The organism is Chitinophaga ginsengisoli (assembly GCF_003014595.1).
Classification (GTDB): domain Bacteria; phylum Bacteroidota; class Bacteroidia; order Chitinophagales; family Chitinophagaceae; genus Chitinophaga; species Chitinophaga ginsengisoli.
Map to the genome: position 1 here is coordinate 286,194 of NZ_PYGK01000006.1, position 20,401 is coordinate 306,594.

The 20,401-nt window shown below is 46.9% G+C and carries 14 protein-coding genes; 12 read left to right on the forward strand and 2 right to left on the reverse strand.

Translation table 11 applies throughout. From position 1 onward, the window contains the following. Positions 1 to 237: 237 nt before the first annotated feature. Positions 238 to 2,595 carry a family 20 glycosylhydrolase gene (locus tag CLV42_RS16910; RefSeq protein ID WP_170117545.1) on the reverse strand — a complete coding sequence of 786 codons (2,358 nt, stop codon included), beginning with the start codon at positions 2,593 to 2,595 and terminating at the stop codon, positions 238 to 240. A 24-nt stretch (positions 2,596 to 2,619) separates the two neighbouring features. Beyond that, the gene (locus CLV42_RS16915; RefSeq protein ID WP_106603103.1) at positions 2,620 to 3,960 is read right to left on the reverse strand and encodes an alpha-L-fucosidase; all 1,341 of its coding nucleotides are present in this window, start codon (positions 3,958 to 3,960) and stop codon (positions 2,620 to 2,622) included. Positions 3,961 to 4,149: 189 nt separating this feature from the next. On the opposite strand from CLV42_RS16915, the gene CLV42_RS16920 reads away from it, so the two are divergent. From CLV42_RS16920 to xylA, 12 genes are all read left to right on the forward strand, one after another. Continuing rightward, positions 4,150 to 5,052 carry a sugar phosphate nucleotidyltransferase gene (locus CLV42_RS16920; protein WP_106603104.1) on the forward strand — a complete coding sequence of 301 codons (903 nt, stop codon included), beginning with the start codon at positions 4,150 to 4,152 and terminating at the stop codon, positions 5,050 to 5,052. Between the two features lie 407 nt (positions 5,053 to 5,459). Continuing rightward, positions 5,460 to 6,365, forward strand: coding sequence for a branched-chain amino acid transaminase (locus CLV42_RS16925; RefSeq protein WP_106603105.1), 906 nt, complete (start codon positions 5,460 to 5,462; stop codon positions 6,363 to 6,365). A gap of 400 nt (positions 6,366 to 6,765) precedes the next feature. After that, the gene (gene ilvD / locus CLV42_RS16930; RefSeq protein ID WP_106603106.1) at positions 6,766 to 8,445 is read left to right on the forward strand and encodes a dihydroxy-acid dehydratase; all 1,680 of its coding nucleotides are present in this window, start codon (positions 6,766 to 6,768) and stop codon (positions 8,443 to 8,445) included. Then, positions 8,411 to 10,165, forward strand: a complete 1,755-nt coding sequence (ilvB, locus tag CLV42_RS16935) for a biosynthetic-type acetolactate synthase large subunit (protein ID WP_317048001.1) — start codon at positions 8,411 to 8,413, stop codon at positions 10,163 to 10,165. Before ilvD ends, ilvB begins: the two co-directional genes overlap by 35 nt. A gap of 42 nt (positions 10,166 to 10,207) precedes the next feature. Beyond that, a complete protein-coding gene (gene ilvN / locus CLV42_RS16940; RefSeq protein WP_106603107.1) occupies positions 10,208 to 10,798 on the forward strand; it encodes an acetolactate synthase small subunit in 591 nt (196 codons plus the stop codon). 38 nt (positions 10,799 to 10,836) lie between these two features. Further along, positions 10,837 to 11,880: a ketol-acid reductoisomerase gene (gene ilvC, locus CLV42_RS16945; protein ID WP_106603108.1), complete on the forward strand. Its 1,044-nt coding sequence runs from the start codon at positions 10,837 to 10,839 to the stop codon at positions 11,878 to 11,880. 92 nt (positions 11,881 to 11,972) lie between these two features. Beyond that, entirely contained in the window at positions 11,973 to 13,229 is a 1,257-nt protein-coding gene (ilvA, locus tag CLV42_RS16950; protein ID WP_106603109.1) for a threonine ammonia-lyase, read from the forward strand. 121 nt (positions 13,230 to 13,350) lie between these two features. Next, positions 13,351 to 14,304 (forward strand): NADP-dependent oxidoreductase, encoded by a 954-nt coding sequence (locus tag CLV42_RS16955; protein WP_106603110.1) that lies wholly within the window; start codon positions 13,351 to 13,353, stop codon positions 14,302 to 14,304. A 123-nt stretch (positions 14,305 to 14,427) separates the two neighbouring features. Then, the gene (locus CLV42_RS16960; protein WP_106603111.1) at positions 14,428 to 15,558 is read left to right on the forward strand and encodes an NAD(P)/FAD-dependent oxidoreductase; all 1,131 of its coding nucleotides are present in this window, start codon (positions 14,428 to 14,430) and stop codon (positions 15,556 to 15,558) included. Positions 15,559 to 15,676: 118 nt separating this feature from the next. Next, positions 15,677 to 17,371 (forward strand): sodium/sugar symporter, encoded by a 1,695-nt coding sequence (locus CLV42_RS16965; RefSeq protein ID WP_106603112.1) that lies wholly within the window; start codon positions 15,677 to 15,679, stop codon positions 17,369 to 17,371. 126 nt (positions 17,372 to 17,497) lie between these two features. Beyond that, entirely contained in the window at positions 17,498 to 18,979 is a 1,482-nt protein-coding gene (locus tag CLV42_RS16970; RefSeq protein ID WP_106603113.1) for a xylulokinase, read from the forward strand. Positions 18,980 to 19,043: 64 nt separating this feature from the next. After that, positions 19,044 to 20,372: a xylose isomerase gene (xylA, locus tag CLV42_RS16975; RefSeq protein WP_106603114.1), complete on the forward strand. Its 1,329-nt coding sequence runs from the start codon at positions 19,044 to 19,046 to the stop codon at positions 20,370 to 20,372. The last annotated feature ends 29 nt before the right edge of the window (positions 20,373 to 20,401 follow it).

Below are 20,401 nucleotides of genomic sequence, written 5' to 3' on the forward strand. Positions count from 1 at the left end.
TAAAACCGGACACCTTACCTTCTATCGAAACGCCGGAAGAGTAACGGTTTCAGGTGGAGATGGCGGGCCTTCGGCTCTCTGGTGATACGACAGATGCTGTTTAATCCATATTCAAACCCCTATTCGCTTGACAATACCCAATCGACATCCAGAGAGGCGCCGACCGCCGTCCCATCTGAAACCGCTGTACCTTCCACAAACCACCAACCACAAATACAAAGCAACAACACAACAGCATCACTGCCCCGTATACAACACCTCCGCCGGATTCAACTTCTCCCTATCCCTATATATCCCCGCATCCAGCCATGCACCTGCACCCACATTAAAATACTGCACCTTAATCTTATGCAGTCCTTTCCGCAAAGGTAAGAACCCGCTCCTGTCCTGCAGATCATGCTGCCCATCATTATCCACCACAAGTTGATCATCCACATAAAACACCGCCCCATCATCACTATTCAGATGAAACTCATACAGATCATCCGCAGGCACTTTCACATACCCGGTAAAGGTAACCCCACCATTTTTTAACGACAAAGGACGAATATCTATCGCAGGCAATATACCAGTACTGTCGCCAGTAGCAGGCAATTGCCGGGCATTCGCAAACGTATTGCTAACACGTGTGAACTGTACCCCTTTCTTCCCTGGTTTAACAGCCAATGCAGAAAGATAAGGCTTGCGCACATAAGTAGCACTGTACAATGGACTGATACGTCCCGAAGGCAACACCACAATACACTGCACGACTGCACTACCGTTCTCGGGAACAGAAAGTACGAAAGGTTGTGTATAAGGTTTACGCTGTTTACCCGGCTGAGAGCCATCTGTAGTATAGTAGATGAAACTACCCTTTACAGGCGGCTTCAAAGTGACCGTCACAGTAGGCGTAGTCACTACTTTACTCTCCAATCCCACCGGCTCAGGAATACGGAAATTTACCCCGGTAGTGTTGAGCCGCGCCAGTTCCAGCGGTAATTTACGCATGAACTGGAGGTAGTTTTTCTTCCCTGGCTGCGACCATGCTATTTCCGACAAAGCAAGTGCCCGCGGCCATACCATATAGTCCAGCATCTGCTGATCAGGAATGAATTCCGTCCAGATATTTCCCTGCACACCTTTGATGTATTGCCGCTCAGCAGGCGTCAGGGAACCTGGTAGAGGTTCGTAGTTATAAACAGTTTTGAGTGGGAGATAAGCTGCTGCATTGAGTGGCTCAGTGGCAGGCTGGCCTTGTGTATAATCGAAGTAGAGATACGTGTTCGGCGTCATGATAACATCATGTTGTTGCTTAGCCGCAGCAATACCACCTTCTTCACCACGCCAGCTCATCACAGTAGCATTCGGTGTAAGACCACCTTCCAGTATCTCGTCCCAGCCAATGATACTCCTACCTTTACTGTTCACGAATTTCTCCATACGATTGATGAAATAACTCTGCAAGGCATGTTCATCTTTCAGTCCCAGCTTTTTAATAAGCTGCTGTACTTCAGCAGATTCTTTCCAGCGGTCCTTGAGACATTCATCACCGCCAATGTGGATGTATTTAGAAGGAAAGAGATCCATTACTTCTATCAGTACATCCTGAAGGAAAGTAAACACAGAATCATTCGCCGGATTTAACACATCTTTCGAAATACCCCATGTAGTACGTACTTCATAAGGTCCGCCTGTGTTACCAAATTGTGGATAAGCCGCCAGTACTGCCTGAGAATGCCCTGGCATTTCTATTTCAGGGATGATCGTGATGTTCCTTTCAGCGGCATATTTCACAATGTCGCGCACTTCATCCTGTGTATAATAACCACCATAAGGCTTACCATCATAAGTAGTACTGCGACGATGATGTCCTACGATCGTTTCTTTTCTGATAGATGCAATTTCCTGCAAACGTGGATACTTTTTGATCTCAATACGCCAACCCTGATCTTCTGTAAGATGCCAGTGGAAGCGATTGAATTTATATTGCACCAGCATGTCAATGAACTGCTTGACCGCAGCAGGAGGGAAGAAGTGCCGGCCTACATCCAGCATCATCCCACGATAGGCAAAACGGGGATAATCCTGGATCTTAACACCAGGCAAATGAATAGCAGCATGTTGATCAACTACATATGGGGGTTGCAATTTTACGGAGTCCTGTGGCTTATTGCGGGAAGGATCTAATGTAATGAGTTTATTCAACGGAAATAACTGCAGCATGGTCTGCAAGCCATACAACAATCCACCAGCATCGCCCTGCAAATAAACCCGGCCGGTATTCACTTCCAGTATATAGCCATCTTGTTTACCAGTACTGGCTTCTACCAGTACGATCATTGGATGCATAGCGGCTACGGACTTTGGTGAATACCCGCTTGCAGGTAGTTTGAAATTATAATTGCGTTGCAGAAAATCATTCAGGAAACCGGCTACTTTACCAGCTACCTGACTACTGTAATGTATTTCCGCTCTTTCATTCAGCACAAAACTTCCGGGCATGGGATTGAGCATTACTGGTTCAGGAATGATCGTAATATCGCCTGTTTTCAGTTGTGCCATTCCATTCAGGAAGCAGAGAGCCATGAGTGTCGACAAGAATAATTTCTTCATATGCATAGTGTTAGTATGTATTCCTTATTCATTCGTCAGAAATCCTCCTTTCCCGCGATACAACTTCACAGGACCGTCCAGTTCCACTGCGAGTACAGTCATGTATTTATCCTGTACGGTAGCGGGAACGTCGATGTACACCAGTCCGGGTACTGAGCTCCAGGAGATCTTACCTACAATCTTGTGGGTAAGCGCTTGTCCGTTACCCACTACACTGATCTTTTTGATGCTGTTGATCAGTCCTTTCACCATTACCTGTCCGCTTACATTACCGGGCAGGAAGAGGTATAAGGTAGTGGAATCTTTTGATAAAGTGGTAGGCCCGTAGAAGTGTCCTGCCGGAATGCCCGCCACAGTATTGAAGATAGCGGAAGCATGTTTTTTATTCCAGGCACCCAGTTCTTTTAATACTGTCACCTCCTCCGCAGGAATTGTTCCATCTTCAGCGGGACCGATATCGAGCAGCATATTACCGCCATTGCTGATAGCATCTGCAAAGATGGTAATGACTTCATAAGGCGTTTTGAAGTTGGTATCGTCGGGATGGTAGCCCCAGTTGTTGTTGATGGTCATACAAAGCTCCCACCATTTGAAGTTCGGTCTGGATACGGGGAAGTTCTGCTCCGGCGTATCGTAGTCGCCATATCCCTGCAGGCGGCCATTGATGATAGTCTGCGGATTATGGTCTGTGAGCATCTTTCTGATTTTCACAGCTTCCCATTCTTCCGCGCTATGTTCCCAGTCGCCGTCAAACCACCACAGGTCAGGATTATACTGCTGCATTACTTCTTTTAGCTGTCCCTGGTAGTAATTCAGGAAACGTTGCCAGCGGGCAGGATCTTTCTGGGCATTATAGCGGCTGCTATCTTTGAGGAACTGCGGATAATCTGCATAACTCCAGTCGATCAGGGAAAAATAAGCGCCGGTTTTAATCCCTTGTTGGCGTAATGCCGTATATAGAGGGGTGAGTACATCGCGTTTGGCCGGGGTGCTGTTCGCCATATCCAGCTTACTAAGCTGAGTATCCCATAAGGCCACACCGTCGTGGTGTTTGGTGGTGACAACGGCATAGCGGGCGCCGGATTCTTTGATCAGGGCAGCCCATTCTTCGGGATGGTAATGCTTAGCGGTAAAGCCTTTCAGCTGTTGCATATAGTCGGCGTAAGCAATCTTTTTGTTGTAGAATGACCAGGATTCATCTACCCCCTTAACGGAATAGATACCCCAGTGAATGAAAATGCCCAGTTTTGCGTCGGCGAACCATTGCATCTTGTCCTGAATAGCTGCAGGCTGAATGTGTTGCTGGGCTTGGGCCGACTGGAATAGTGAAAATGTCAGTACTGCTGACGATAGGAATCGTTTCATTTATCGTTTACGTGAATTAATGACGTATATAAGCTGGTTTCCCCCGGTTGGTACGGGATTTGTTGTCATGATGGCCCATTAGGCGTAACAGTATGATAACAAAAAGAAGACGTGAAAATAGTTTTAATCATTAAATTTATCGCCAGGAAATTGGTCCAAAATATGAAAACACAAAAAACAAGTCTATAAATGCAACCAACTTTATTGATCCTAGCTGCAGGAATGGCTAGCCGTTATGGCAGTTTAAAACAAATACAGCAGTTCGGCCCCAGTGGTGAAACAATTGTTGATTACTCCATCTACGACGCTATCCGTGCCGGTTTCGGCAAGGTAGTATTCATTATCCGCAAGGATTTTGAAAAAGAATTCAAAGAGATTTTTGAACCAAAACTGAAGGGACGTATAGCGACCGATTATGTATACCAGGAAATGGATGCATATCTGAATGGCTATCCGATGCCGGCAGACCGCGCTAAACCCTGGGGAACAGCCCATGCGGTATTATGTGCGAAAGAGGCTATCAAGGAACCTTTTGCCGTAATTAATGCGGATGATTTCTATGGCCGTGATTCTTTTGAGAAGGCAGCGGCTTTCCTGAAGAATGACGCAAAACCTGATGTGTACAGCGTGATCGGGTACCAGTTGAGCAAAACTATCAGTGAGCATGGTTCCGTATCCCGCGGTGTATGTGCTGCTGACAGCGAAAGCAACCTGGCAGCCATCAACGAAAGGACCAAGGTTTACAAGGATGGCGATAAGATCGTGTATGAAGATGCCGATGGCGGTAAGCATGCCATGGCTCCTGATACACCGGTTTCCATGAACTTCTGGGGCTTCCACCCTTCAGTATTTGACCTGAGCCAGGGTCTCTTCAAAGATTTCCTACAGAAAGATGGTGACAAACCGAAGTCAGAATTCTTCATTCCTATTGTAGTGGATCATTTCATTAAAAATAAACTGGGCGTTGTAAACGTCATCCCTACAGGAGCACAGTGGTTCGGTGTTACTTATAAGGAAGATGCCCCGGGCGTACAGGAAAGCCTCACTGCGCTGGTGCAGAGTGGGGAGTATCCGGACAATCTTTGGAAATAGAGCCTGAAGAATTGTAATATTTTTACTATTTGTCTCGATTTTGGCTAAAGAAACAGGCTTTTATTTGAATATCTTCAAAAAGGGCTGATTTGTTTGCGAAATGACTAAATCTTTTGGATTGTATTGTTTTTTAGTTTAACGACCAATACATTTGTAGAAGCAAAATTAAAAAGGTACCTCCATGTGGGTAAATAAAGACAACAATAAGATCAATCACATAGTAGCTCAGTTGAACTGGGCTATCACGCTAGTCGTGGTTGTCGTTGTCATTATTAGCCACCAATATGGAGGATAGGTAATCGTGCACAATCACTAAAAATAACAACGCCTTCCTCCACACGAGGAAGGCGTTTTTTTACGCCCATAAATGAATAATGAATCCAAAATCGATTTCTAATATCTGAATTATGTATAGCTATTACAACGAGAACACCATTCTTTACGTTAACGGGGAGTATAAGAAAGCCACCGCGGCCACTATCGACCTTTACGGTCAGTCATTGCATTACGGATATGCCGTATTTGAAGGTATCCGTGCATACAAAACAGCTGAAGGAAAAGTGAAGATATTCAAAGCGAAAGAACACTTTGACAGATTCAAACGTTCCTGCGAACTGATACACATGCCTTATCCGTTCAACAATGATGAGCTGATCGCGGCCTGTTACAAGGTGCTGGAAATGAACAATATGGAAGAAGCGTACATTCGTCCGCTCGCTTTCTGCCCCCCGAACATGACCCTGAAAGCTGCCTCCGAAACGCATGTACTGATCTGTGCATGGGAGTGGGGTGCTTATTTAGGTGAAAAACTGCTGCGTGTGATGACCTCATCCTACCAGCGTCCAAATCCAAAAGCATTTAAAATCGAATCAAAGACTGCCGGTCTCTATGTAAATTCCATCCTGGCTTCGCAGGAAGCAAAGGAAAATGGTTACGACGAGGCGTTGTTGCTGGACATGAACGGCAATGTAGCCGAAGGTCCAGGTGCCAACCTGTTCTTCGAAAAAGACGGTAAGATCTTCACACCGCCGCCAGGCAACATCCTGCCAGGTATTACCCGTGCAACTGTGATTGAACTATGCCACGAACTGGGTATTCCGCTGGAAGAAAAGCTTTTCACTGTAGATGAACTGAAAACTGCTGATTGCGTGTTCTATTGTGGTACCGCTGCAGAAGTAGTAGGATGGGATTCTCTTGACGGCCAGGGCTTTAAGAAACCATGGGCTTCATCCCTGGGTAAACTGCTGCAGCAGGCTTATAAAGCCAGAGTGCTCGAAAAAGAATTCGATCGCGCCGCTGTACCGGTTGTATAAGCACTGGACTCAGTGTACAGATATTCATGAAAACTCGTGCTGATTCAGGTATTTAGGGCTATATCACCATACCTGGGAATGATACATTATTATTTGAAACTGATAGTATTGTGTCCTATTCGATCAGATAGCTACGCAAAGCATCCCGCTTTGTACATATATACAAAGCGGGATGTCTTTAAACACTTCGTACAGGCGCCCTGTTTTCCTCCCGCAAAAGCATTTTTATAATAAGTTGGAATTTGGATTTTTAGGGGTACGTTATCCAGTACCATAGCGGGTTTGGACATAAAACGAAGAGATTTGAATACCGGCTAACCGGACAGTAATAGGTTTGGAACTTGGCTTTTATCACTGCTATTTTGTACTACTTTAAATAGCAACCGGAAATAACAAACAGATGGAATTGAATAAATATAGCAAGACGCTCACCCAGGACCCTACACAGCCAGCCGCACAGGCGCAGCTGTATGGAATAGGTTTAACTGAAGAAGATCTGAAAAAAGCGCAGGTAGGCGTTGCCAGTATGGGCTACGACGGTAACACCTGTAATATGCACCTCAATGACCTCGCTCAGCAGGTCAAAAAAGGCGTCTGGGCTAATGATCTCGTCGGACTTACTTTCCATACCATTGGCGTCAGCGACGGTATGAGTAATGGTACACCAGGTATGCGTTATTCGCTGGTCAGCCGTGACCTGATTGCTGATTCCATCGAAACTGTTTGTGGTGCACAATATTATGATGCACTGATCACCGTACCAGGCTGCGATAAGAACATGCCTGGCTCCCTGATGGCAATGGGTCGCCTGAACCGCCCGTCCATCATGGTATATGGTGGTACGATCGCTCCCGGTAAATATAAAGGACAGGACCTCAACATCATATCCGCATTTGAAGCACTTGGCCAGAAGATGGCGGGTCAGCTGAATGATGAGGACTTCAAAGGAATTGTACAGCATTCCTGCCCTGGCGCCGGCGCCTGTGGTGGTATGTATACGGCTAATACCATGTCATCAGCTATTGAGGCATTGGGTATGAGCCTTCCTTACAGTTCTTCCAGCCCTGCACTGAGCAAGGAAAAACAACAGGAATGTCTGGAAGCAGGTAAATATATTCGCCTGTTGCTGGAAAAAGATATTAAGCCTACCGATATCATGACCTTCGAGGCATTTGAAAATGCCGCTACGGTTGTGATGGCCCTTGGGGGTAGTACCAATGCGGTATTACACTTCATCGCCATAGCAAAGTCAGTAGGTGTGAAATTCACTTTGCAGGATTTCCAGCGTATCAGTGACAAAACGCCGCTGATCGCCGACCTGAAACCAAGTGGTAAATACCTGATGGAAGACCTGCACAACATTGGCGGTGTTCCCCTGGTAATGAAATATTTATTGAAGAAAGGTTATCTGCACGGACATTGTCTGACCGTAACCGGCAAGACCCTGGCAGAGAACCTGGAGAGTGTGCCTGATCTGGATTTCGAATCACAGCACATTATCGTTCCTACAGAGCAGCCACTGAAAGCTACCGGTCACATACAGATGCTGTATGGTAACCTGGCAGAACAGGGTTCTGTAGCAAAAATAACCGGTAAGGAAGGCCTGAGCTTCCGTGGACCTGCACGTGTGTTTGACGGTGAGTTTGAACTGATAGCAGGTATCCAGAGCGGCCGTGTGCAGAAAGGAGATGTGGTGGTGATCAGGCAGGTAGGGCCTAAAGGCGCCCCTGGTATGCCAGAAATGCTGAAGCCAACATCCGCTATCATGGGTGTGGGCCTTGGCAAGAACGTGGCGCTGATCACAGACGGGCGTTTTTCCGGTGGTACACACGGTTTTGTGGTAGGTCATATCACACCGGAAGCCTATGAAGGCGGTACCATCGCGCTGGTAAAAGACAATGATATTATTGAAATAGATGCCGAAAAGAACACGATCAATGTGGAACTGAGTGCGGAAGAACTGGCAGCCCGCAGGGCACAGTGGGTAAAACCTGCATTGAAAGTTAACAACGGTATATTATTAAAATACGCAAAACTCGTTTCAAATGCAACAGAAGGATGTGTTACCGATGAAGCCTGAGCCGGCAGAAAAGCGGGCAGCAACAGCTGCTCCCCTTAATATCACTGGTTCTGAGGCAGTGATCCGCTCGCTGATTGCAGAAGGTGTAGAAACCATTTTCGGCTATCCGGGAGGCGCTATTATGCCCATTTATGATGCCCTGTACGATTTTCAGGATAAAGTCCATCATATATTGGTCCGTCACGAACAAGGTGCGACGCATGCTGCACAGGGCTATGCACGCACTTCCGGCAAAACCGGGGTGGTCTTCGCTACTTCCGGTCCCGGTGCTACCAACCTGGTAACAGGTCTGGCAGATGCTTATATGGACTCTACACCAATGGTCTGCATTACCGGCCAGGTGGCAGCACACTTGCTGGGTACCGATGCTTTCCAGGAAACAGATGTAATTGGTATCACCATGCCGATTACTAAATGGAACATCCAGGTAACACGTCCGGAAGATATTCCGGGTGCTATCGCCAAAGCATTCTACATTGCAGGTAGCGGTCGTCCGGGACCTGTCCTGGTAGATATCACCAGGAATGCGCAGGTAGCAAAATTCGATTTTGAATATAAGAAATGTGATTATATCCGCAGCTACCGTCCTGTACCAGAAATGGATCCGGAGGCAGTGAAAGAAGCAGCAGCATTGATCAACAGCGCAAAGAGACCATATATCTTCTGTGGCCATGGTGTATTGCTGGCAGGTGCTGAAAAAGAACTGATCACGCTTGCAGAAAAGGCAGGTATACCTATTGCTTCTACCTTGCTTGGTTTGTCTGCAGTGCCTGTAGATCATCCTATGTATGTAGGTTATCTGGGTATGCACGGTAACTATGCACCGAACATCATGACAAATGAGTGTGATGTGCTGATTGCTGTGGGCATGCGTTTCGACGACCGTATCACCGGTGATGTTTCTCAGTTTGTGAAGCAGGCAAAGGTGATCCACATCGAAATTGATGCAGCTGAGATTAACAAGATCATCAAGGCAGATGTAGCTGTACATGCAGATGCTAAAACGGCGCTGACCGCTTTGATAAAGCTGGTAGAACCTGCTAAACATGACGAGTGGCTGAAAGGTTTCCGTGAGGCAGATAAGAAAGAAGAGGAGAAGGTAAGCCAGAAAGAACTGTATCCTGCAGAAGGCGGTTTAAAAATGGCCGAAGTAGTACGCATGATATCAGAAAGAACAGAAGGCAAAGCTGTACTGGTAACAGACGTAGGGCAACACCAGATGATCGCTTCCCGTTACTATCGTTTTAAAGATCCTAATACCAATATCACTTCCGGTGGTATGGGAACCATGGGTTTTGCACTGCCGGCAGCGATGGGTGCGAAAGTAGGTACGCCTGAAAAAGAAGTAGTAGCAGTAATCGGAGATGGTTGTTTCCAGATGACATTACAGGAACTGGGGACGATCTATCAGTCTGAAATAGGTGTTAAGATTGTGATCCTGAATAACAATTTCCTTGGCATGGTACGTCAATGGCAACAGTTGTTCTTTGACAAACGTTATTCGTCCACAGAAATGATCAACCCCGACTTTGTACAGATTGCAAAAGGGTTCTTCGTTCCAGGTAGAAAAGTAACAGACCGTGCAGATATCGTAGCTGCTGTAGATGAGATGATCTCACACAAAGGCGCTTATCTGCTGGAAGTTGTAGTGGAAAAAGAAGATAACGTATTCCCAATGGTACCTTCCGGCCAGCCAATAGCAAACATCCGGCTTGAGTAGCAGTGGGAAAGAAGGAATTCAGCAATCATTAACACGAACACTATGCAAAAAGAATATACAATAACGGTATATACGGAAGACAGGATCGGTATCACGAACCGTATCACCGTTATCTTTACACGCAGAGGTATCAACATCACCAGCCTGACAACGGCTGAAACGGAGATCCCGGGCGTATATAAATTCATCATCACCGTAATATCTGAAAAAGAAAAGCTGGTAAAGATCGTAGGTCAGATAGAAAGACTGATAGAAATTCACCGTGCTTTTGTACATGAAGAAGATGAGGTGGTATACCAGGAACTGGCACTTTACAAGATATCTACAAAAGCATTGCAGAACGGTAATATCGAACTGCTGATCCGTGAGAATAATGCACGTATCCTGACGCTTACCGACGAGTATTTTGTATTGGAGAAAACCGGTCATCAGCAGGAGCTGATTGACTTACAGGCAAAGCTGGCGCCATATGGTCTGATCGAATATTCCAAGAGCGGAAGAGTGGCAATCGTAAAATGGAGCCGCCGTTTCCATGATCATCTGAAAGAGCTGGAAACCCGTCGCCCTGACAACCTGAAACAGGCACAGTACAGTGAGCATACGGAAGTTTCGGCAGAGGAGGAAAGTATCTAGTTTAAATAATTCATAAAATAAACAAACACTATCAAAACATGGCAACCATCAATTTTGGAGGGGTACTGGAAGACGTAGTAACCAGAGAAGAATTCCCCATGGAAAAAGCTAGAGAAGTGCTGAAGAACGAAGTGATAGCTATCATTGGTTACGGCGTACAGGGCCCCGGCCAGGCACTGAACCTGAAAGATAACGGCTTTAACGTGATCGTAGGACAGCGTAAAGGTTCTAAAACATGGGATAAAGCTATCGCTGATGGCTGGGTACCAGGTAAGACACTGTTCGAAATCGAAGAAGCTGCACAGAAAGGTACTATCATCCAGTTCCTGTTGAGCGATGCCGGTCAGATCGCACTGTGGCCTACACTGAAGCCACACCTGACTAAAGGCAAGGCTTTATATTTCTCCCATGGTTTTGGTATCACTTATAAAGACCAGACTGGTATTATTCCGCCTGCTGATGTGGATGTGATCCTGGTAGCCCCTAAAGGTTCCGGTACTTCCCTGCGCAGACTGTTCCTGGCTGGCCAGGGTCTGAACTCCAGCTTCGCTATATTCCAGGATGCAACCGGTAAAGCACGTGACCGCGTTATTGCGCTGGGTATCGGTGTTGGTTCCGGTTACCTGTTCGAAACAGATTTCAAGAAAGAAGTTACTTCTGACTTAACAGGTGAGCGTGGTACCCTGATGGGTGCTATCCAGGGTATCTTCGCTGCTCAGTATGAAGTACTGCGCAAGAATGGTCACTCTCCATCTGAAGCATTCAACGAAACAGTGGAAGAACTGACACAGTCTCTGATGCCACTCGTTGCTGAAAATGGTATGGACTGGATGTATGCTAACTGTTCTACTACCGCTCAGCGTGGTGCGCTGGACTGGTGGAAGAAATTCAAAGATGCAAGCCAGCCTGTATTTGAAGAACTGTATGCAAGCGTTGCTGCTGGTAAAGAAGCTGCACGTTCTATCGCATCCAACAGTACTCCTGACTACCGCGAGAAACTGGAAGTAGAACTGAAAGAACTGCGCGAAAGCGAAATGTGGCAGGCAGGTGCGGCTGTAAGAAAGCTGCGTCCTAACGCTTAATTCAATATTTGATCAGTAATAAAGGATCAGGAATTGGGCATTTTGCGTCGATTCCTGATCCTTAATTTCTGGTCCTTAATTTTTAAAGAACAATGTCCCAGGTACTAACAAGTGTGAACCCGCTCAACATCCTTGATGCTGCGGTGAAGTTGAAACCTGTGGTGAATCGTACCCCGCTTACATACAGCGCTACGCTCTCCCGCAGGTATAATGCAGATGTCTATCTCAAAAGAGAAGACATGCAGATTGTAAGGTCTTATAAATTGCGTGGTGCATACAATCTGATTAGCAGCCTGGATAAAGAAGTACTGTCAAAAGGTGTTACCTGCGCGAGTGCTGGTAACCATGCACAGGGCTTTGCGTATGCATGCCGCCAGCTGGATATCAAAGGCGTTTGTTTTATGCCCATTATCACACCTAAACAGAAGGTGAACCAGGTGAGAATGTTCGGTGGCGATAACATCGAAATAAAACTGGTGGGTGATACTTTTGATGATTGTGCAGCTGAAGCCCAGGCTTTTACACAGGCGCACAACATGACTTTTATTCCCCCTTTTGATGATCCTAAGATCATCGAAGGACAAGGTACCGTGGCGGTGGAGATCCTGGAAGACCAGGCGAAGATCGATTATGTGTTCGTGCCTATTGGTGGCGGCGGACTGGCAGCAGGCCTGGGTACTTATTTCAAAACATACAGCCCGCAAACACAGATCATTGGTGTGGAACCAGAAGGTGCACCATCCATGACACGTGCGCTGGAGAATGGCAGTCCGGTTACACTCGACGAAATAGAACGTTTCGTGGATGGTGCTGCTGTAAAGAGAGTAGGTGCGCTTACATTCAGCATCTGCAAAGATATTCTGAACAAAATGCAGCTGGTACCGGAAGGGAAAGTTTGCTCTACTATATTACGCCTGTATAATGAAGATGCGATTGTGGTGGAACCTGCAGGTGCATTGTCTATCGCAGCGCTTGATTACTACGCAAAAGAGATAGAAGGGAAGAAAGTGGTGTGTGTGGTGAGTGGCAGTAACAACGATATCGATCGTATGCAGGAGATCAAGGAACGCTCACTGTTATACGAAGGATTGAAACATTACTTCATCATTCGCTTTGTACAGCGCCCTGGTGCTTTGAAAGAGTTTGTGAATCATGTACTGGGCCCTGATGATGACATCACCCGTTTTGAATTTATCCAGAAGCATAATAAGGAGATGGGACCTGCTCTGATCGGTGTGGAGCTGAAGAGGAGAGAAGACTATGATATCCTGCTGGCTAACTTCCGGAAGTATAACATTCACTTTACAGAGCTGAATAAAGATGATGACCTCTTCGGTTATCTGGTATAAAGCATTGATATCTTTTGTTTTTGAGAAAGGGCATTATGTTTTGGTTATAAAACATGATGCCCTTTCTGCATATATGCGCAAATACCTTTTTTTATCATAATTTAAAGTCAAAATATGTAGTATGAGTAATTTTATGCAGGCGGCTATTTTGCCTGAATTTGGGCCGGCCACTGCTTTCAGGATCGAGAAAGTAGCAATACCGCTTCCGGCGGCAGGACAGGTGCTTGTTAAAGTGAAAGCTATCGGATTAAACCCTGTTGATTTCAAAACCCGGTCTGGTAAAGGCTATGCTTCTTATCAGACATTGCCCGCCATCCTTGGATGGGATATAGCAGGCGAAGTAGTAAGTGTGGGAGACGGTGTGAGTAAGTTCTCTATAGGCGACCGCATATTCGGCATGAGTAATTTCCCCAATCCCGGCAACGCATACGCAGAGTATGCTGTAGTACAGGAAGAAGAGTTTGCCATTATTCCTAAGAATATTTCATATGAGATAGCTGCAGGTACTCCGCTGGCCGGCCTTACCGCCTGGGAAGCCCTGTTTGATCATGCAGGTGTAACCTGGGGGCAGCGCGTACTGATACAGGCAGCAGCCGGTGGGGTAGGACATATAGCAGTGCAGCTGGCCAAGTGGAAGCGTTGTTTTGTGGCGGCTACTGCATCAGCAGCCAATCATCCTTTCCTCACAGAATTAGGAGTAGATCAGCTGGTAGACTATAAAACACAGCGTTTTGAAGATGTAGTAGAGAAGGTAGATGTAGTGATAGATGGTATGGGCGGTGAAACAGCACTCCGTTCTATCGATGTGTTAAATCCCGGTGGTATACTGGTGTCATTGCCAAGTATGTATAAAGACGATCCGGCTGTTATTGCCCGGGCAAAAGAAAGAGGTGTGGATGTGAAGTGGATGTCTGTAAGGCCTTCCGGGGAACGCATGGAGCAACTGGCCTTCCTCCTTAGCAATAACCGTCTGAAAGTGCAGGTAGATGAAACTTTCCCGCTGACGGAGATCGTTCATGCGCACCAGCGGCTGGAAGACGGGCATGGCAAAGGGAAAATAGTGCTGACGGTGTAGTCAGAAGGGAATAGAGATTGAAATATAATAAATGTCAGCTTGACATCAATAAAAAGAGTACATTTACAATACATATTCTATTCCGGCGTTTTGAAAACAGGCTGATAGCCAAATCAGGAGGTTATGCTTAGCTACTGGGAAAAACAGAGCCTTTTACAATACGACTATATCATTGCCGGCAGTGGTATAGTGGGGCTTTCCACTGCTATCAGCCTCAAAGACAAGCTGCCTGCAGCGCGGGTGCTGGTGTTGGAAAGCGATATTCTGCCTACGGGTGCCAGTACAAAGAATGCGGGCTTTGCCTGTATAGGTAGTCTGACGGAGCTGCTGTCTGATTTCAGTAATATGCCCCGGGAAGAAGTGCTTGGTCTTTTGCAGATGCGGCGCAATGGTTTGCAGTTATTGCGCCGGCGTATAGGAGATGAGGCGATGCAATACCGGGAAGCCGGTAGTTATGAACTAATAGGCATGCAGGAAGAACATGCCCTCGCGCAACTGGACAGTGTGAACAATGTTTTAAGACCATTGCTAGGGGGAGACGCCTTTACATTGGCCAGCGATAAAATAGACGGATTCGGTTTTAATAAGGACTTCGTAAGAGCGCTGATCCGCAATAATTATGAAGGAGAACTGCATACCGGCAGGATGATGCGTAGTCTGATAGACATCGCCATTGCAAGAGGGGTCGAAATAAAAACCGGTTGCAGGGTAAGTCACCTTGAAGATCTGCATACGGGCGTAAGGGTAACTGTCCCGACAGCAGAAGGAGAGGAGGTCGGATTTATGGCCAGAAGGGTGGCCGTCTGCACGAATGCCTTTGCCCGGCAATTGTTGCCGGAACTGGATCTGCAGCCTGGCAGAGGACAGGTATTACTAACAAACGTGATTCCCGGCCTGCGCTTTAAAGGCGTCTTTCATATGGACGAAGGATATTATTACTTCCGGGAACTGGACGGAAGGGTGTTGTTTGGCGGGGGGCGCAATCTCGACTTTGAGAAAGAAACCACAACAAGCTTTGATCTTAATCCGGAGATACAACAGCAATTGGAAAACCGGTTGCACAATATTATCTTACCAGGACAATCCTTTATGATAACTGACCGCTGGACCGGTATCATGGCTTTTGGTCGGACCCGCCAGCCACTGATCCGTTACCATACACACAACATCGTGCTCGGCGTCCGGATGGGCGGTATGGGCGTCGCAATAGGATCCGCTGTAGGAGAGCAACTCTCCGCATTCCTGACTGAATAAACAATGAAAAACAAAAAAATATGTCCAACACGTAGTGAAAATTTTTAAACGTAAATTTTACGTTTAATTAAAATGTTGCTATATTGATTCCTAATTTATTTATTACCACGTTTTTTTTATGCAAAAGAGCTTACAATTCCTCGATTATGTTGTTTTCTTAGTGTATTTCGTGATTGTTGCCGGTTACGGTCTCTATATCTACAAAAAGAAAAAACGGCAAACAACTGATTCCAAAGATTTTTTCCTGGCGGAAGGTTCCCTTACCTGGTGGGCTATTGGCGCCTCTCTGATCGCATCCAATATATCTGCGGAGCAGTTTATCGGGATGGCAGGCTCCGGGTTCAATATTGGTCTGGCTATCTCTACTTACGAGTGGATGGCAGCTGCGACCCTTATTATTGTGGCGGTATTCTTCCTGCCTATCTACCTGAAGAATAAGATCTATACCATGCCACAGTTCCTGCTGACACGGTATAACAAAACAGTGAGCACCATTATGGCTGTTTTCTGGCTCCTGCTATACGTGGTAGTGAATCTGACTTCAATCCTGTACCTGGGGGCACTGGCGGTGAATACCATTTCCGGTATTAACTTCTATGTATGTATGAGCCTCATTGCGTTGTTCGCCATCTTTATCACCCTGGGTGGTATGAAGGTGATCGGTTATACAGACGTAATCCAGGTGTTCTTCCTGATACTGGGTGGACTGGTAACGACTTACCTGGCATTGAGCCTGGTATCTGAGCACTTTGGTCAGACAGGTGTGCTGAAAGGTTTCTCCCTGATGACAGAACATGCGAGTGACCACTTCCATATGATCCTGAAGAAAGACAACCCGCATTATCTCGATCTACCCGGACTGACGGTACTGGTAGGCGGTATGTGGATCGTGAACCTGAACTACTGGGGTTGTAACCAATATATTACACAGCGCGCACTGGGTGCTGACCTCAAGACTGCACGCAGTGGTCTGCTCTTCGCAGGTTTCCTGAAACTGCTGATGCCCGTGATCGTGGTATTGCCTGGTATCGCAGCATACGTACTGCACTCACAGGGTATGTTCCAGCAGGAAATGATCAAAGCTGGCGAACTGAATCCTGATAACGCTTATCCTGTGTTGATGAACCTCCTGCCTGCAGGTATGAAAGGGCTGGCATTCGCCGCGCTGACTGCTGCAGTAGTAGCTTCCCTTGCAGGTAAGGCAAACAGTATCTCTACTATCTTCTCCCTTGATATCTATAAAGAGATCTTCGACAGAAACGCAGACGAGAAAAAGATAGTGAACGTGGGCCGTGTTGTGGTAATAGTTGCCATGATCCTGGCGATTATTATCTCTCCGTTCCTGGGTATCGATAAAAAAGGTGGCTTCCAGTTCATTCAGGAATATACCGGTTTCGTATCGCCTGGTATCTTCGCGATGTTCATACTGGGCTTCTTCTGGAAGAGGACCACAGCTAATGCAGCGCTGTTTGCAATGATCGGTGGTTTTACCATGTCTCTCTTCCTGAAGTTCCTGCCATTGTGGATGGATCTTTCTTCCCTGTACGATATGGGGCTGGCTGTAGCGAATGCAAAGGGTGTGTATGAAATTCCGTTCCTCGACCGTATGGGTATCGTATTCGGCGTATGTGTGGTGGGTATGGTCATTATCTCCCTGCTGGCTCCGGCTCCGAGCAAACTGGCAGCGGCTGGTACTTCCGGATCTCATGCACTGGAAGTGGATTCCTCTATGTTCAAACCATCTATGGCATTCACTGTTATAGCATTGCTCATCTGTGGTATCCTGACTGCGCTGTATACCATTTTCTGGTAATAGCATAATAGGATCATTCGCAACAATCGGCTCCGTAGGTGCCGTATTGTTTGTAGCCAGGGGGTAACCCTTGGGAAAACGACGGAACGACGAAAACAATTAACATACGAAACGACGAATCGTCATATGAAATATACGATAGGATATGATATCGGTTCCTCCTCGGTGAAAGCGGCACTGCTGGATGTAGAAACGGGGAAATGCCTGGCTACGGCCATCAGCCCTGCACAGGAAATGCCTATGCATGCACCTGTGGCAGGTTGGGCTGAACAGGACCCCGAGATGTGGTGGCAGGAGGTACAGAACGCTACAAAGAAATTACAGCAACAGCATCCGTTTGACGGGCATGCTGTTGCTGGTATTGGTATAGCCTACCAGATGCACGGTCTGGTATGTGTGGATAAAGACCAGCAGGTATTACGTCCTGCTATTATCTGGTGCGACAGCCGTGCCGTGGAAATAGGGAATGAAGCATTTAATGCGCTTGGCCAGAACTGGTCACTGCAATACCTGCTCAATTCTCCCGGCAACTTTACTGCCTCCAAGCTACGCTGGGTACAGCAGTATGAACCGGAGATCTATGCACGCATCCACAAGATCATGTTGCCCGGCGATTTCATCGCCATGCGCCTGACTGGTGAGGCTGCAACCACTATTTCAGGTCTTTCGGAAGGTATCTTCTGGGACTTTAGTGGCCGGCAGGTATCTCCTGTATTATTAAAGCATTACAATATTGATGAAAGCCTGTTGTCAGATGTAGTGCCTACTTTCGGTTTACAGGGTAAGGTAACCGAAAAGGCGGCTGCGCTTTTAGGTATTGCCGCCGGTACACCGGTGACTTACCGTGCGGGCGATCAGCCAAATAATGCTTTTTCACTCAACGTATTGAAACCCGGAGAAGCCGCTACTACAGCAGGTACTTCCGGCGTTGTGTATGCCGTGCACGATCATATCGCGTTTGACCAGGAAAGTCGTGTGAACACTTTCGTACATGTCAACGACAAAGCAGATGCACACCGTAACGGGGTGCTGATGTGCCTGAACGGTACCGGTATCCTCAACAGCTGGTTAAGACAGGTAACAGGAAAGCTGGACTACAGTGAAATGAATACACTAGCTGCCCAGGCGCCTGCCGGAGCCCGTGGCCTGCATATTTATCCTTTTGGCAACGGTGCAGAACGTATCCTTGCCAACAGGGAAACAGGCGCTGTGGTCAATGGACTGAACTTTAATATTCACAGTCGTGAGCACCTGCTGCGCGCAGGGCAGGAAGGGATCGTATTCGCCCTGAAATATGGTATGGATATCATGACTGATATGGGGCTGCAGATCAATCGCGTAAGGGCAGGACAGGCCAATATGTTCCTTAGTCCGCTTTTCCGCGAAGTATTTGCCAATACAGCCAATGTGGTGATCGAGCTGTATAACACAGACGGCGCCCAGGGAGCTGCCCGGGCTGCCGGTATAGGAGCTGGCCTGTACAGTGAGCAGGAAGCTTTCCGCGGTATGGAATGCCTGGCCACCATAGAACCGGATGCTACTTTACAGCAACAATATGCCAGCATCTACAGCCAGTGGCTGGAAGGATTAGAGCACCTTATTAAGTAACTGCATCGCACATAGCAGTTACACACACATATACACACGTTTTGGATTCAAAAAAAGAAAGAAAATGAGTATCACTTTAGGGAATCAGGAGTACTTCAAAGGCATCGGTAAGATCGCCTACGAAGGTCCTCAGTCAACTAATCCGTTTGCCTACAAATGGTATGACGAGAACAGAAAGATCGGTGGTAAGACCATGAATGAACTGTTCCGTTTTGCGGTGTCCTACTGGCACACCTTCTGCGGTACCGGCGGAGATCCGTTCGGTCCGGGCACCAAGGCTTTTCCCTGGTTAACTGCAACAGATGCAGTACAGAGCGCAAAAGACAAAATGGATGCAGCTTTCGAATTCATCACTAAACTGGGCGTACCTTACTACTGCTTCCACGATGTGGACCTGGTAGATGAAGGTGGTAACATCAGTGAGTATGAAAGCCGTATGCAGAAAATTGTGGATTATGCCAAGGAGAAACAGAAAGCCAGCGGCGTGAAGCTGCTGTGGGGTACTGCCAATGTATTCAGCAATCCGCGTTACATGAATGGTGCTTCTACCAATCCTGACTTTTCTGTAGTAGCTTATGCAGGTACACAGGTAAAGAATTCTCTGGATGCTACTATTGCACTGGGTGGTGAAAACTACGTGTTCTGGGGCGGTCGTGAAGGGTATATGACCCTGCTGAATACCAACATGAAGCGCGAACAGGAACACCTGGCCCGCTTCCTGACTATGGCTAAAGACTATGCCCGCAAACAGGGCTTTAAAGGTACGTTCTTCATTGAGCCTAAACCTTGTGAGCCTACCAAACACCAGTACGATTACGACGCTGCAACTGTAATAGGTTTCCTGCGTCACTACGGACTGGATAAAGATTTTAAACTGAACCTGGAAGTGAACCACGCTACACTGGCGGGTCATACCTTCCAGCATGAACTGCAGGTTGCTGCAGATGCTGGTATGCTGGGCAGCATTGATGCTAACCGTGGTGATGCACAGAACGGATGGGATACTGACCAGTTCCCGATGAACCTGAACGACATGGTTGAATTCATGCTGGTGATCCTGGAAGCGGGTGGTTTCAGTGGTGGTGGTGTAAACTTCGATGCGAAGACGCGCCGTAACTCAACTGACCTGGAAGACATCTTCCATGCACATATCGGTGGTATTGATTCCTTCGCACGCGCTGCTATCATTGCAGAGAAAGTGCTGGAACAATCTCCATACAAGCAATTCCGTAAAGACCGTTACGCATCTTTCGATGGCGGTAAGGGTAAGGAATTCGAAGATGGTAAATTGACGCTGGAAGACCTGCGTAGCTTCGCTATCGCCAATGGTGAGCCTAAGCTGACCAGTGGTAAGCAGGAGTGGCTGGAAAATATCATCAACCAGTACATCTGATCACAAACCGATTTGTTGAATTGTAATAA

Excerpts from the sequence above, each read along its gene's own strand:
- CLV42_RS16910 (WP_170117545.1), bottom strand. The coding sequence starts at position 2,595 with ATGAAGAAATTATTCTTGTCGACACTCATGGCTCTCTGCTTCCTGAAT.
- CLV42_RS16915 (WP_106603103.1), bottom strand. The coding sequence starts at position 3,960 with ATGAAACGATTCCTATCGTCAGCAGTACTGACATTTTCACTATTCCAG.
- CLV42_RS16920 (WP_106603104.1), top strand. The coding sequence starts at position 4,150 with ATGCAACCAACTTTATTGATCCTAGCTGCAGGAATGGCTAGCCGTTAT.
- CLV42_RS16925 (WP_106603105.1), top strand. The coding sequence starts at position 5,460 with ATGTATAGCTATTACAACGAGAACACCATTCTTTACGTTAACGGGGAG.
- ilvD (WP_106603106.1), top strand. The coding sequence starts at position 6,766 with ATGGAATTGAATAAATATAGCAAGACGCTCACCCAGGACCCTACACAG.
- ilvB (WP_317048001.1), top strand. The coding sequence starts at position 8,411 with ATGCAACAGAAGGATGTGTTACCGATGAAGCCTGAGCCGGCAGAAAAG.
- ilvN (WP_106603107.1), top strand. The coding sequence starts at position 10,208 with ATGCAAAAAGAATATACAATAACGGTATATACGGAAGACAGGATCGGT.
- ilvC (WP_106603108.1), top strand. The coding sequence starts at position 10,837 with ATGGCAACCATCAATTTTGGAGGGGTACTGGAAGACGTAGTAACCAGA.
- ilvA (WP_106603109.1), top strand. The coding sequence starts at position 11,973 with ATGTCCCAGGTACTAACAAGTGTGAACCCGCTCAACATCCTTGATGCT.
- CLV42_RS16955 (WP_106603110.1), top strand. The coding sequence starts at position 13,351 with ATGAGTAATTTTATGCAGGCGGCTATTTTGCCTGAATTTGGGCCGGCC.
- CLV42_RS16960 (WP_106603111.1), top strand. The coding sequence starts at position 14,428 with ATGCTTAGCTACTGGGAAAAACAGAGCCTTTTACAATACGACTATATC.
- CLV42_RS16965 (WP_106603112.1), top strand. The coding sequence starts at position 15,677 with ATGCAAAAGAGCTTACAATTCCTCGATTATGTTGTTTTCTTAGTGTAT.
- CLV42_RS16970 (WP_106603113.1), top strand. The coding sequence starts at position 17,498 with ATGAAATATACGATAGGATATGATATCGGTTCCTCCTCGGTGAAAGCG.
- xylA (WP_106603114.1), top strand. The coding sequence starts at position 19,044 with ATGAGTATCACTTTAGGGAATCAGGAGTACTTCAAAGGCATCGGTAAG.